Here is a 15,242-nt window from a genome sequence, read left to right as displayed (position 1 = left end):
AACCACATCATTTATGTAACAAGAATAAATATAAGAATAAATTCACCATCATTTACTCTTATATTTAATTCTATTTTTAATAATAGCTTTTTAGTTATTAAAAGCTATTATGGCTGCTTCATATCCTGTGTGGCACTCAATTAATTTGAAATTTACAGTCGTTTTTCCTATACTTTTTTCTTTATTTCCACAGCATATAGTGAAGAAAAAATAATAGCTTACCGAGGTTACTTCAATTCTTCCAAGAATATGAAGCACGTAAAGATCAGCTATCAGATAATACTCCTGAAACCTTCTGACAAACAGAGATCCAGTTACCTAAATCAAATTGAAAATATTGCAGCAATAATTGCAAGCTAGCCGGCGTCGTGAACAATAATATCGTCAACAACTTCAGCAGCAACAAGCAGATGTTCAACGTCTTAACAATAATCTACAATTATTAGCGAAAAAAACAGTACACCGCCACCAGCTAGTTCAACTCAGCCCATCTTGACAACTGATGCTCTAAAAAAACGAGCAATTACGGCAAGCTTATGCCCAATACAATTTAGGTTGGTTAATCCAAAAAGACCACGTTACGCAAACTTCACATCACGCCGTACGTTATTACTTTCAGTTAGCTTGCGACAATGGCCTCCAACAAGCATGCTTAGCCCTTAAAGCTCAAATCGCGCCATAATGGCGCGACCTACCTCATTCAATTTAATAGTCCCATATACCATTAAATCGTTTTTCGTTACTTGCAGTATAAATAACAGTATGTGCAATATTTCTGTGCCCTAAATAATCTTGGATTAAGCGGGTATCACGACCTAAATCAGCCAAAGCATAACCGCAAGCATGACGTAACATATGTGGGTGCACTTTAATTGATAACTTAGCGTCTTGCCCATATTTTTCAATTAAACGAAAAATTTGGCTACGTGATAAAGGTTGATTTTTTTGAGATAAAAAAACCCATTTATTATCATCTGAGGCAATTTTTTTACGTTTGGATAGCCACATAACCAAAGCATCATATTCTTCAGGAATTAGAGGCTGTACAGTTGAAAGCCCAGATTTTAAACGTTTAACATAAATAACTTTTTGCTTCATATCGATATCATCAAGGGACAATTGGCGTAATTCACTTACCCTAAAACCATGTAAAAAGCCCATTAAAAACAAACAATAATCCCTTTCAGGATATCTCCCACTCTTTGTAGCGGCCAGTAATGCATCTACTTCTGTTTGCGTCATAAAACTTCTTTTTTTCATTTTTATCCCTTAAAAGTGCTCACCTCTACCTAAGGCAATAAAGTATTTATTTCCGATACCTATCATTGTAAAAGCACCAGATTAGACTTTTATTAGCCTTTTAGATACTCCTTATATCTAAAACCTCCCTTGCTTTAATAAAACAGAAAATGCGATAACGTTTTGTTATCCTTTGACGAGCAGGTAATCATCGAAGTATTAAAATATTCATTACAAGTGAATTAATATTATGTTTTAATCAAAACCCTATTCCCCTTTCTAATGAAAAACGGACAAAATCTATGAAATCATGGCCTTATCCTAAAATTGTTGCTCACCGAGGCGGAGGGAAACTTGCTCCAGAAAATACATTAGCCGCAATCGATGTTGGGGCTAGTTTTGGTCATACCATGATTGAATTTGATGCAAAACTTTCTCTTGATGGTCAGATTTTTCTCTTGCACGACGACACACTTGATCGTACTAGCAATGCTTACGGCGTTGCAGGTGAATTAAATTGGCTACAATTATTAAAAGTTGATGCAGGTAGTTGGTATAGTAAAAAATTTGCAGGTGAGCCATTACCTTTACTTTCTGAAGTCGCAGCTCGTTGCCAACAACACGCTATGATGGCGAATATCGAAATTAAACCAACAACAGGTCTAGAAGCTGAAACAGGAAAAATTATCGCGCTTGCAGCGCTTCAATTGTGGCAAGGCCAAACAGCTCCATTGCTCTCCTCTTTCTCAATTGAAGCACTAGAGGCTGCTCAACGGGCTGTACCAGAATTGCCGAGAGGATTGCTATTAGATGATTGGCGCGATGATTGGCATGAGCTAACAACACGACTGGATTGTGTATCTATCCATCTAAATCATAAACTATTAGATGAAAAGCGGATTAAACAATTAAAAAATGCAGGGTTACATATTTTAGTCTATACCGTCAATAAACCACCCCGTGCTGCGGAGTTATTAAAATGGGGGGTTGATGCAATTTGTACCGATGCGATCGATGTTATTGGTCCTGATTTTGCTGCATGATATTGCTTCACTTTGCAAGTTATTGACTAACTTGCAAAGCCCATACTATTCACAGTTCCCAATCGAATGATATTTGTCAAAAATCACAATATATTTACGGCTTTTCTTTTTTAAACGTGCATCTCGATATTCCTGCTGAGGTAACAAATAAAATACATCAGGTGTTTCATCTTCACTGACTTGGCAACTGTCATGCAAGATCACTCTAAAATAAGTATTTCCGGTATTTTTTAATACTCCTTCAACAGGATCACTTTCATATTTGAAATTAGGTTGCTTGGGTCTAACAACAAAGTAGGTTTCTAAACTGATAGTGGGATAAAACAAAGGAGATTTCTTTTGAGCAACACTATTTTGCGCTTCAAATGGTGTTTCACTAATAATCACTTTGTAATATCTCTCCTGTTCGTCAACCTTTCCACGATAAAAAATCTTAAAAAATTCTTGCTCTTTTGGTAATAAGATTTTTTTTAGTGGAGTGAAAATAATCTCACCATTGCGGATCTCTTCGCCAACTTCATGACCTCCCGGTCGATCAATCTTATACGCACTAAAACTATACAGATTCGTTGTTTTCGTATCATTAATGTATGGCTTTGAAAAAAACTCTTTATCCGCTTCCATAGAAGATATATCGGTATCGATATATAAGGCATAAGCACAGTTATAAAATAAACATGACATTATGAATAATATATAAGAGCTTAGTTTAACTTTAACCATTTTATCACTTATGCCTACATTGTTAGAGGTTGTTGAACTTTAATGAACATCAGGTCCAGTCCAGATTGCTTTTACTGTCACCGTACCACTTGCCGATACCGTACCTAGCCAGTCAATACCATCCAATGTAAACAATGAACTGGAATCATTCATAGGGAATGATAAATCCAGATTAGTGCGATAAAAAGATCCGAGATCTTGATTTGGTTGATCCCATGGTGTTTCAGACCATAAAGCATTTTTAAGTGATATTTCATTGCTATCACAACTTGCTCGATATGTCGATTTACCGCCATTTTCATTTGTAAATGAAAGATAAGCAGAAAATGGAACTTTAAACTTCTCATCATCCGATGAGAAAAGACAATATGTTTGTCCCTTTAAAGCAACAGAAGGACCATCAACTTTAGCTGTAATTGAATCTGCTTGGCGAAAACCACTGGTAGTAACGATATAATTGAATTCAATCGGCGGCTCTTCACTCCCCACTTTTCCTGTTTTAGATTGAACAGGGTTAAAATCGGCAGGAATGATACTAATCCCATAATCTCTCGGTTTTATGATCATTTTATTTGATGGCGTAAATTCATAGTATCCTGATTGTGGTACTGCCGTGTTAGTAAACGAAAATGTGAAAAAATCTTGGCTATTAGTAAAGTCAACATTACGGCTAACTAATTCTTTAAAGAAAGTGTTTGATAAAAATATAGATACATGTTGATTTGTCGGTTTAAAGTAATAATTAGCTTGATTTGTTGAGTTATAGTTATACCAACGATTACTTCCGTCATCAGGGCCAATTAATATCGTGTTTCCCGCAGGAGTAAAAGGAATTAATGTATTATTAATTTTCAGGCTCAACCTAATGTTGGCAAAAATATCACCTTTAGTTTCTTGATCAATAACCTGGCAAATAATACCACTTTGATTTGAAATAATACCAATACGGCAAAACTCAGAGCCTAACCCTAGATTAGGATTCCCATTACTATCAATAAAAATTTCTTGTAATGCACCAGTAGAGGTTAGTTTGATATGACCAGACTTAGTTATATTAAATTCATGGGAAGCAATGATATTACCGCCAACGCTTCTACAAGATTCACCTTTACTTGGGTCATAATCTGTTTGTGTCATGCAAGCTCGATAGCTATATGTCTCGTTCGTACTCACAGGTAATTGTAAGAAATATTGATATGCTGAATCACTGAAGATCCCCCTAGCATAATTGGATTCTCCACGCACATCACTCTGTACAATTTTATAAGCACCATCTTTCCCCATATATTGAGCAGGCCAATATCCTGTACTATCACGGCAAGTGTTTCGCATACATCGATTACCTGTAAACGGCCGATCTATTGGTGAATTTTCTAACCAAATATCAACATTTTGATTAGCCCGAATGCCTGTATTCGTATACCCCATATAGCCAAGACTTAGCTGAGATGTCCCTGAGTAACGCGTGTATTTATTTGATCCCGAAAAACGAGGATCGGTAGATCTCGGAGTAATAAAATATTCATCATCGACGTTATTTTCAATAAATACATAACTATTGGTAACATTTGCAGCTTGTACATTTCCTCCCGTAAAACCATTAACAATGGTACAAACGAGAAATATAAAAAGTCTATGTTTATTCATTAGCAAATTCTCTTTATCTTTTCGCAATTGAAGATTGAGGCTCACAGGTGACATCGCCTACCCACAAAGCACCTCTAGCGCCTTGTAGGTTTAAATCGGCCTCACAAATTGTTTTTTCATCTTCTTGCAATAGCGAAATAACTGGGTAGCGAACATCAACATCCATCGAAAACTCACCATTTTCATCCGTCTTGGTTCTTCCAATATGATTACGTATTGAAGCATATTTAATAAATTCACCATCTGGTGATTTAAGGCGACCGAAAACAGTGATTAATTGCCTAACTTCCGGCTGATAAAAAGCAATATTCCCCGGATATAAAGTGACAGATTTGTTCCTTCCAGACACAATATCGAAGCTATCTTTCGACTTACCATCATTCATTAATTGAATGTCGTAGTCAGAATAAGGCGATAGAGGGATAAATGTATTTTTTCCACTAATAGGATAATTTTGACCGTTGACCTTCGCCACCATACTTCCAGCACCGTTAATGTCAGAGTTAATAATCACCCCTGATTTTCCTTGCTGTCCACTTGGTGTCACCATGCCATTACTATAAGCAATAGAGCCACGAGAAGTATAATTACCATTAAACCTATCATTATCCGGTCGATTTAATGTGATCGTACCTGAGTTATATTTCATATCGTAAGAAGCATAAGCTAATGTTGAGAAGTCTGACTCACCGTTGTTTTTATCTCGGACTAATTTAGAAACAGATACCCCTGCATTCGTGATTGCAGAATCATCAAAGTTTTTATTCGCATAAATATTGGCCTTTACGTTACCGTTCGTAGAAGAAACACCAGTGCTTAACCAAGTGGATAACGGCAAAGAAAAATCAAGATTAATATATTTTTCATTAGTACTGCTTTGATTATCATAATGGTAACGCTGAACACCCGCTCTTAGCCCGACGGTCCCGTAACGTCCAGAAAATAATGTATTCGCATATTCATAGTTAATCGAATCACTGCCAACGCGGCGATCTTTGGTATTACTAATAGTAAAGCTTCCTGCTCTATCAATCACTTTATCAAAATTAAAAGTACCACCATAAGAATAGCTATCTGCATCATAAAGTGGCAAATCACCTTTTATGACTGTCTTCTCCCTCGACGCCCATAATGAGGCATAACCATCCGGTAAATTTACAGAAATAGTGCCAATATTCCGATGACTTCCATGGTTTTCCAACATACCTTGCCAAGAAATTGATAAGTGCTCATTTAAAGCAACATTAATACTGGTTTCATTGACTAAGAACTTATCAAAACCATAGTTAGACATGGTTAAACTCAATCCTGAGAATATCGGAAAACTTTTTGCTATCGAAGCACCTAATAAATAGCTCTTATTTGGAGTTTGAGTGTGTGAGTTTTCACCTCTCACATAACTTTTCTTATCGAAATCAACATAACCACCATAAATTTCCCAATTGGTCTTATCAAAATTTCTCCCCATAGCACCAAATGATTTATTAATAGTTTGGTTTTGTGTCGTCACAACTTTACCATCAACAACAGTTTCAATCGTGACATCATAAATACCATAAGGTAATACGCTAGTATCAACCTCATAGTTACCCATAGGGAAGTTTTGAATATTTAACAACTTACCTTGTCGATATATTCGTACTTCACCAGGGCTATTCAAAAATGCATAAATTGGTGTTAAAGACTGCTGCTTATTAACCATAAGACTTGAGGAATTATTACCTATTGAGACCGCATAAATTTTGCTACTGCTTAACGTAGTCAAACTAGCGATAGACTGTAAATTCCATGTGCTCATTAATCCAAGCGCAAAACGCAAGCCACCAAAATCACGCTCATACATTGCTCGATAGAGTTCAACATTTGAATTCGATTTACCAATACTGTAAGCAGAAGCATTAATATTCATATGGTGTTCTGCAAGCGCAAATAAGGTATCTAAATTGAAATAGCTACTAGACGTATTGTTAGCATTTTTGACTTGGCTTTGAAAAATACCGAGATCATAGTTAGCGACTGCTGAGACTGAATCAACAGAAGAGTTTCCTAATGAGGATTGTCTTATACGTTCTTTAGGCGAAAATGCTTGCTTATCAACATCCAAAGATAAATTAAAAGAAGAGATATTCAATTGTAGTACTGCATCACGGCTAATCACGATACCATTACTTTCATTAAAAAAAGCATTTTGTTGATTATCTATTTTCTCTACTAATTGCTCATTGAGTTTAGGCCCTTGCGTATTATCAATAAGATGAATACTCGATAGCTTTATCTTATCCTGATCGATAACAATGACCGCATCTGCTATCTTATCTTCACTTTGATTATTTTTATCTGCATCCTTTAATCGTAGGAATACAGGTACAGTCATCCCTTCCTCTAATGCAATAACGAATGCAGGAGGAATAATATATCCACCAATTTTTAAACTTTTTATTCCATTGGCATGAATAGAGCCTGAAAAAATAATACTCAATATTGATATCGCAATAACACTCTTACGCATGATTAAAGCCCATTCTAGTTATTTGACAACAATGAACTCTCCTTTGTGCCAAATACCTACGCTAGATTTTTTATTTGTGAGATCGACAAGCTGTAATTTCACTGCTAAATGAGGCATAAGGTAATAACGCTCTCGGCAAATACCATCTACGCCACTTTCTTTCTTTGAAGCCAAACATGGACCAGAAGCAACAACTCTGAAAGAACTATTTCCTAAATTAGAAACTTGTGAATTTTCATATTTATAATCGAACCGTTCGATTCTTGGTGCGACAACCAATATAGTGCTAATAGTTGCAGATGTTGTAGCTGATGCTGATTTTGCACTTTTGGTTGCTCCACTTTCACCTATCGGATCATCTTTCCAATTTAATCGATAGTATCGCTCTTTATCATCTTTAGGCCCTTGATAAATAATCTTAAATATATCTCTTGCATTACCTGGTAAAATTAAATTTGCAGGTGTTGATAATATTTCATTAGGATCACTGATTGGTAAAACCTTTCCGTTATCTAATGGTGAATCTATTTTCTCAATACTTAAATTAACCAATCTTGCCGTAGCAACAGTATTCTCTACTTCTTTAGCTAAGGTACTATTATTAGCATCAATAATTTCAGTAATATTACCAACATTGATGGCAAAACTACTTTTAAATGGTAATAACATTAAAATAGTGACTAAAGTTATTTTTCTCATCATAATAAAACTTAAAAATAATGACGATAAAGATACTATTTCCTTATACTATCTTTATCGCGATATTAAACGTCATACATTAAATTACAGCATTAACTTAACTAACAATTAATATTTTGTGAGCTATGTTTGCTGTACTTGAATATTTAATCAATTGGATACTATGCGTCAGAACCTGACTCTGGATTTGGAGCCGGAGTAAAATCACCATCCCAAGTCGCAGTAAACTGAACCTTTACATCACCATCCCAAGTACCATCAGTCAGTGATTTAAAATCAGTTGCTGCTCCTCCCGTTTCTGCACCAGCGATAACAAATGTAAATTCACCGCGGTCAGTTGCACGCTCTGAGCCATTATAAACACCATTAGCCGCTAAATTATCTAAGCCCGATGTCAAATTTTTAGAGGTATCGATTAAAACGGTATCTGTTGTTTTACTTAAATCCGCACCGTTCCATTTAACACCAACTGTTAATTTAGAATCATCAGTTGTTCTTGCTAATGTATTGGCAATAATTTTTGATGCTAATTTAAAATCTGTTGCACCGGCTTGCCCTTGAATAGCAATATCAAACGCACCATTTTGCTGGTTAAAGCTTTTTTGTCCTTCTGCATAATTAAAGGTTAAGCTTTTTAATGGAGTAACAACTAGCATGCTAGTTGTATCTTTGATCGCAGTTGCTTGCCATGTTGCTGTTGCTTGAGCAGTACGTGTCTCTGCATGTGCAACTGTAGCAAAAGATGCGGCAATAATAGTGGACAGTAATACTGACGGCAATTTTTTATTGAACATATTATTCTCTCTATTTATATCTGTGACAAAATTAAATACATAGTACAAAGAATACTGTTATCAGGATCCTTTATTAAATGTAATCAAAAAAAATTATAAAAAATAAAAACCATGACCATCGAATAAATCCGATGTTCTTTAAATAAGACAAACATCCATACTAAAATGATAATTCATGATTGATATTACCTATTTCATTAATAAGTAATACCAACCAAAATTTATTTTCTTTATGTGAATTTTTATTACCTAGTATACCAGATTAAATCTTAATAAAATCAAGCTAGTTCCACAACTTATTCGAGGTATTACTAACTATTTGATAATATGTCCTATCTTTATTGATAGCCTCATTAATTCTTTTATTATCATGCTCATCCATGACAGTATTAAATAAATCTCGCCATGATTTGTGCAAAATAGTTAAAATATTATCGACTATTTCAAAAGTGAGTTTTGTTTGCCCTGTTTCATAACGAGACACTTGCTGTTGACTGACATTTAACATCATCGCTAGCTGACATCCTGATAGACTGTTTTCTTTCCTTATTTTTCTTATATATAGCCCTATTTTTTTGTTTATTTCATCTGCAAGATAATCCATAAATCCCAGCCTTATATAAAAATAAGTATGCATTAATAAATACAGTTAAAGTTATGCGCAAATATTTGTTAGGAAGATAGTAAAACCAACAACTATCTTTGTATAATTGATTTAGAGAATCAAAATCCACAAACAAAAAGTAGAAAACTATTAAAACAAGGCTTTTTTACATTTCATTAAGAATTAAAAATAAAATACTAAATATAACAATGGAATACAAAAAACCAATACAAAATTAGAGTTCGATTATTTACATTTAGATACATTTTAAAATATTCACACAGAAAAAATACTCATATCTCGCCTATTTTGATCAAAAAACACTCTATCAAAAAATGATTTTCGATTCAAATTACTCATAATACGCGTTTTTTACATTGAAGCTGTCTTTTTTAAGATTTATCTTAATGGTTTGTAATATGTATACTAAGCTGTTTTCTATTCAAAACAGCTCGATATGCCGCCGTGTAAACAGTCAACAAATATCTCAACATGGCTAAAAATCATCATGGATATTTTTAGATAATCAATTTCAGCTCATTCATATCCTATATTCAGGTTAAACAATCATATAAATTGCCTTAATCTTTAAAATTCTCATGAATGAGCTGATAACTACTGATATAAACTAATTTGCGTTCGTCTTTCTTAACATAACTGCATCATATAAAGCTATTGCATTCTATCACTACCGTTAGATAAAAATCACTATCCGAAACCATATAACCAATAGCCTTCCACGTGAACCGATACTCAACATATGCAACCGAATAACCTAATTCTTTGTGTTTACAGTTAGTTATGCCCAAGCGTTTTTTGAATTTTTACTGAGTATTTTCAAATAAATATCTTCATTTTCTATAGATTGCTCAAGCTTCAATTGATTGTTAACGTTAACAGTTTTATTTATAAAATCAGCCCAATTACCCTCTAACTCTATCATTAACTGATTGATTAACGTGATATTGAAGTTAACTTTTCCTGTCTCATAGCGAGATAGTTGCTGCTGACTAAGGCCTAATTTTTTGGCTAACTCATAACCTTTTATTCGTTGCTTTTTTCTAAGATTTTTAAAGTATAGTGAAACCATGCTGTTCAAATCTAAATTATCCATCGATACCACCTTATGTGATTGCTGTTCTATTCTTAATTTAATTATACAAAAAAAAAAATTAAGCGGTTAATTTAAATTATGTCAATGTATAAAAAATATAAAACTTAACTTACAATTAGCATTATTATCTTATAGAAAACTATAAACTTTAAATTTCCATTCTCAAAAAACAAAAAATACTTACATAAATATTTAAAATTATAATTTCAAAATAATTTGAAACAACTAAAGAAATAAAGCTGATAGTTTTACTGTTAGTTACTTAAGACGCTAATCAATATATTCAAATCACTTTCATCACCATTAAAATACCTTACATTACAACTAGTTATATTAAAATTGTTAAAATATTACTTTATACATTACATTTATTCAGCTTTTATTTAACAATAATTTCACCTTGCTTTATATGTTACAGATAACAATTTTTATTCACATTATCGATTATCTATATTAATATTTAAATTAGCTACGATTGCAATAGTCATAAATTCACTGCAAAGTTATTCCCTAAATACAATCAATGCTGAATAATATCCACGTGTAAAATAATAAATAGATGACTACTACAACATAACATTACCCTTACCTACTGTTATGAACTCAAACATCACATGTAATAATATCGTTTCACTTGTACCATTATTTCCTTCCCTATAAAATTTTCTTAGGAAGAACTGTAAAATTAAGCTGCTTAAAAGCAGCCTCCTTTGGCGCTGATAACTAATTTACTTGATAATGGTATAGCGCTTTCATTCTATTAATTTTTCACCATTTTATTTAACAGAATATCACTCATACTAGCATTCGATATTGTTTCACCACAAAGTACCCTCATCAAAACCTCACCACCGAGCGAAGAAAGTGAAAACAACATATCAGGTTCTAGTAGGCGAATTTTATCCATATTACTTTCTTGGTTAACGAGAACGATCGTTTTTACATCTTTATTTGCATTAACTAATTGTTTAACACCTAATAATACGAACGTACTTAACGCATCACTATCCGTCATAATTAATACATATTGCGCTTGCTTAACATTCGCTTCAGCTAATAGTGCTGTACTTGTGGGATCACCCGTTACTATATTATCTTTCTCTGGATAATGTGTCCGATGGCTCTCTTGACAAATCACAGCGACAGGAAGATCTCGATTTTTTAACCCTTGATATACACTGACTGCCGTTGGTGTACTACCAATAACAACATAATGATTCTTCATATAAGAAAACCTCTTACGAACAATTTCCTTTGTCCCTTTAGCTAATAATCCAACAACATAAACCACTGATGTTGTAAATATAGTAATTCCAAGAATGATCACTGTAACAGTAAACACTCTAGCATCTGTTGACACAGGAACAATATCGCCAAAACCAACTGTTGTCATACAAACTAAAGCAAAATAGAAAGCTGTTGTTCCATCTTTTACAACAGGTAAAAATTCATTACCAATATAAAGTGTGCCAAAAATAGAATAGAGCAACAAAGCAATGATACAGGTGACTGCCACAAAGCCAGCACTGGTTAAACTATGATGATGATATCGTCTCCAAAACACACTTAATGCACTAAATAAACCTAAAGAAAAATAGCCTTGATGAATGTTTTCTGTCGCGATTTTTAAATCCACAAATGAAATAATTGCCAATAGAAATAACGAAAACACCCATGCGATACGCGCACCATTAAGCATAAATAACGATAAAAAAATCAATGAAATACCAAGAAGAAATCTTGGAATATCAAGTAGTTTCATAAATCCAAGAGATTTAAGCCACTCACTAAAGCCATTTGCACGCCAATCAATATAATCGGTATAAGCCCCAAAAACAGGGGTAATAATCATATAACCGTCAACGATGATAAGTATTGAAAGGACAAGTCGAATAAATAGGGATGATTTCAGAAAAACAATAAATACGTTATCTGACATTTTACCCTCACCCTGTGATCAGATAGGAATACATGGAACCCTCTATATATCACATGTTACGCAATGATGTTAGCTGCCAATACGCATTCCTTTCAATTTGGCTTACGGCATGTAACACAGACATCAACGAAAATGATTTAGTACATCTTGATGGTAAGCACGCCATCGCCATAACCCATCATAAAATGATGAAAAACCATTAACTTAAACCAAATATCAATCAATTTAAAAATCAATAACTAGCTAATCATTTTATTGAACTTAACTATTAAACTCATATCTAAAAATCGATTTTCTGCATTTTTTCTTATTACCTAACTTAACTTAAGAATAAGAGTTTAATAAATTATGGTTAATTCTACACAAGCAAAAAGATTTAGCTGGTCAGCCTTATTTTGGCTTCTCATCTACTTCTGGTATTTTTCCTCGCTATTGCAAATCTACGTAGTTGTGACGGGGCAAAGCAATACTATTGGGCTTAGAGATTCATTATTGTACAGTACACTTTGGTTAGTACCGGCCTTATTCTTCCCCCAACGGATTAGATTGGTTGCAGGTATTATTGGTATTATTCTTTGGCTTTCATCTGTTATCGCGCTTGCTTATTTTGTGGTTTATGGCCATCAAATTTCACAGAGCGTTATGTTTGTCATGTTTGAAACCAATACCAATGAGGCAGGAGAATTTTTACAGCAGTATCTTAGCGTTAAGGTAGTTGCAGTGATTCTCATTTATACCCTAATTGCTATTTTCTTATGGACGCGCCTAAAACCCGTTAACATGCCAGTTCCTGCCCGCATGCTAGTATCATTACTCGTTTTAGCAATATTATTTGGCGCACCTTATTATAATAAGGGTATTAAGCAAGACAGACCAATGGCCAATGTCATATCATATATTAATAGTAAATTGGCTTATGCAGCGCCTTGGCAGTTTGTGAGTGGATATTTCCTATATAAAAACCAACTCGCGAATATGGAAGAACTAATCCGTGATAACAGTAAAATTCCACCATTAGAGAATTTTGTTGATTCTAACGGCAATACGCCAAGAACCTTTGTGCTGGTGATCGGTGAATCCACAAGTCGCGACAGGATGAGCTTGTATGGATATCAGCGCCCAACAACCCCCGAGTTAGTTCAATTAAAACAAAACTACCCAGATAACTTGTCGGTGTTCAATGATGTTGTTACTTCGCGGCCTTATACGATTGAAGCATTACAGCAAATCTTAACATTTGCTTCGCAAACAGAACCTGATTTATTTAATTCACGTCCCTCAATCATGAATATGATGAAACAAGCTGGCTTCAAAACATTTTGGATCACTAATCAGCAAACCATGACTGAGCGTAATACGCTATTAACCGCATTTTCACGTCAAACTGATAAACAGTATTATTTAAATAACGATATGGCACAAAGCTCTAGAATTTATGATGATGTCGTATTCGCACCGTTTAAAGCTGCACTTGCGGATCCTGCTGAGAAAAAATTTATCGTTGTTCATTTACTTGGCACTCATATGCGTTATGAGTTCCGTTACCCAGAAAATCAAGCTATTTTTAAAAATAGAGATAGCCTAGTACCAAGTAATCTAAATGATGACCAAGTCAAAGACTACAATGCTTATGATAATGCGCAGCATTACAACGACTATGTTGTTTCAACCTTGATAAAAGATTTTGATTCATCAAAAGAGAATGGATTTTTAGTTTTCTTCTCAGACCATGGTGAGGATGTTTTCGATACACCACCGCATGAAACACTAGGCCGTACAGAAGGAAAGCCAACTAAAGTTATGTATAACGTACCATTTCTCGTATGGCAATCACCTGAATGGCTACAAACTCATCAATTGGATTTAAACGATAAAACTAGCAGACCCTATAGCACCATGGATTTTATTTACTCATGGTCTGATTTAGCTGGATTCAACTACCAAGGCTATATCCCACAAAGAAGTTTATTTAGTAATGAATTTGAGCCACAACCACGCTACATTGGTGATCCTGAAAACAAATCATCACTTAAACTATATGATGATTTAAATAAATAGTATTAACTCAAAATGGGAAGCTATCAGGCTTCCCATTTTATATGCTAATAATCTGACTACTGTATTTTGCCATCTTTCAAAATAAACTTAACTTCTCCTTGCCAAAACTCCGCAAGAAATACCGAATCAGGCTCATTAATCCCCTGCGCCTGCATTTGTTGATTTAACCACTCTTCATCTTTCTCTACAGATCGTAATTCATTTAACCTAGCCACCCCGTCCTTCATCACAATCACTGAGGGCATATTGGTTGGATCACAAATAACAGTGAGCTGCCCATCAGGTTCAATTTGAGCATAATAAATTTCTTGAAATGAATGAACACCTTGTGCATGTATCCGTGAGGAAATATTCAAAATATCAATTTTATTTCCCTTCTCAAGTATGTTTTCCATGATAAATTTCCCTTTATTAATAATAGGGATGGGATTACCAATAGTAACATTGCGGATAAAATTAAACTTTTTAGTTAAATAGTTTAGTCCTGAAATAAATGAGACACCAATAAGCAAGATAATAACATACTGATATAAAGGAATAGTGTCACTATAAATTACCCCCCCAATTATTCCACCTAAAACAAAGTTACCAATGAAATCAATCGGTGTCATTTGTGATAACTGCGTTTTCCCTGAAAGATTCATATGACTAAGAACAATAGCGAAACCAATGATAAATTTAATGATCACAAGTAGATAATAATAACTCATATCCTATTTCCTTTAGCTCTATTATTGTTTTTTATACGTTTTAACCAATATGACAATAGCATACTCTCTATCATCTTCTCTTACAGCTTATTTTCGGAGCCCACTTATTTTAAATTATGTTGAATATACGTTATATTTATATAAATGCTATATGCATCCTTGT

13 protein-coding genes are annotated in these 15,242 nt (G+C 34.1%); 3 read left to right on the top strand and 10 right to left on the bottom strand.

Annotation, left to right across the window (positions count from 1 at the left end; translation table 11 throughout):
• Positions 1 to 705 precede the first annotated feature (705 nt).
• Positions 706 to 1,260 carry a tyrosine-type DNA invertase gene (locus M1E96_RS04040; protein ID WP_272580332.1) on the bottom strand — a complete coding sequence of 185 codons (555 nt, stop codon included), beginning with the start codon at positions 1,258 to 1,260 and terminating at the stop codon, positions 706 to 708.
• Positions 1,261 to 1,541: 281 nt separating this feature from the next.
• Here M1E96_RS04040 and ugpQ point away from each other — a divergent pair, with 281 nt between their 5' ends.
• Positions 1,542 to 2,282 carry a glycerophosphodiester phosphodiesterase gene (gene ugpQ / locus M1E96_RS04035; protein ID WP_319066875.1) on the top strand — a complete coding sequence of 247 codons (741 nt, stop codon included), beginning with the start codon at positions 1,542 to 1,544 and terminating at the stop codon, positions 2,280 to 2,282.
• 45 nt (positions 2,283 to 2,327) lie between these two features.
• Here the strand turns inward: ugpQ and M1E96_RS04030 are convergent, their stop codons facing one another.
• From M1E96_RS04030 to M1E96_RS03995, 8 genes are all read right to left on the bottom strand, one after another.
• The gene (locus tag M1E96_RS04030; protein ID WP_070926607.1) at positions 2,328 to 3,005 is read right to left on the bottom strand and encodes a fimbrial protein; all 678 of its coding nucleotides are present in this window, start codon (positions 3,003 to 3,005) and stop codon (positions 2,328 to 2,330) included.
• A gap of 39 nt (positions 3,006 to 3,044) precedes the next feature.
• Positions 3,045 to 4,652, bottom strand: a complete 1,608-nt coding sequence (locus M1E96_RS04025) for a fimbrial protein (RefSeq protein WP_337979804.1) — start codon at positions 4,650 to 4,652, stop codon at positions 3,045 to 3,047.
• A 13-nt stretch (positions 4,653 to 4,665) separates the two neighbouring features.
• Positions 4,666 to 7,161 carry a CS1-pili formation C-terminal domain-containing protein gene (locus tag M1E96_RS04020; protein WP_272580335.1) on the bottom strand — a complete coding sequence of 832 codons (2,496 nt, stop codon included), beginning with the start codon at positions 7,159 to 7,161 and terminating at the stop codon, positions 4,666 to 4,668.
• Positions 7,162 to 7,179: 18 nt separating this feature from the next.
• Complete coding sequence (locus M1E96_RS04015) at positions 7,180 to 7,860, bottom strand: hypothetical protein (protein ID WP_140187635.1); 681 nt, start codon at positions 7,858 to 7,860, stop codon at positions 7,180 to 7,182.
• Between the two features lie 161 nt (positions 7,861 to 8,021).
• Positions 8,022 to 8,654 (bottom strand): common pilus major fimbrillin subunit EcpA, encoded by a 633-nt coding sequence (locus M1E96_RS04010; protein WP_272580336.1) that lies wholly within the window; start codon positions 8,652 to 8,654, stop codon positions 8,022 to 8,024.
• A gap of 283 nt (positions 8,655 to 8,937) precedes the next feature.
• Positions 8,938 to 9,258, bottom strand: a complete 321-nt coding sequence (locus M1E96_RS04005) for a helix-turn-helix domain-containing protein (RefSeq protein WP_272580337.1) — start codon at positions 9,256 to 9,258, stop codon at positions 8,938 to 8,940.
• Positions 9,259 to 10,057: 799 nt separating this feature from the next.
• Positions 10,058 to 10,372, bottom strand: coding sequence for a helix-turn-helix transcriptional regulator (locus tag M1E96_RS04000; RefSeq protein ID WP_070926615.1), 315 nt, complete (start codon positions 10,370 to 10,372; stop codon positions 10,058 to 10,060).
• A gap of 760 nt (positions 10,373 to 11,132) precedes the next feature.
• The gene (locus M1E96_RS03995; RefSeq protein WP_272580338.1) at positions 11,133 to 12,311 is read right to left on the bottom strand and encodes an ion channel; all 1,179 of its coding nucleotides are present in this window, start codon (positions 12,309 to 12,311) and stop codon (positions 11,133 to 11,135) included.
• A gap of 32 nt (positions 12,312 to 12,343) precedes the next feature.
• On the opposite strand from M1E96_RS03995, the gene M1E96_RS03990 reads away from it, so the two are divergent.
• Positions 12,344 to 12,514, top strand: coding sequence for a hypothetical protein (locus M1E96_RS03990; RefSeq protein ID WP_175442502.1), 171 nt, complete (start codon positions 12,344 to 12,346; stop codon positions 12,512 to 12,514).
• Between the two features lie 145 nt (positions 12,515 to 12,659).
• Positions 12,660 to 14,369: a phosphoethanolamine transferase CptA gene (cptA, locus tag M1E96_RS03985; RefSeq protein WP_272580339.1), complete on the top strand. Its 1,710-nt coding sequence runs from the start codon at positions 12,660 to 12,662 to the stop codon at positions 14,367 to 14,369.
• A gap of 56 nt (positions 14,370 to 14,425) precedes the next feature.
• On the opposite strand, the gene M1E96_RS03980 is transcribed toward cptA, so the two are convergent.
• Positions 14,426 to 15,079 (bottom strand): DUF421 domain-containing protein, encoded by a 654-nt coding sequence (locus M1E96_RS03980; RefSeq protein WP_070926621.1) that lies wholly within the window; start codon positions 15,077 to 15,079, stop codon positions 14,426 to 14,428.
• Positions 15,080 to 15,242 lie beyond the last annotated feature (163 nt).

The organism is Providencia sp. PROV236 (assembly GCF_033676985.1).
Classification (GTDB): domain Bacteria; phylum Pseudomonadota; class Gammaproteobacteria; order Enterobacterales; family Enterobacteriaceae; genus Providencia; species Providencia manganoxydans.
Note: the sequence above shows the minus strand (reverse complement) of the source record. Positions and strands in the feature narration are given on the sequence as shown.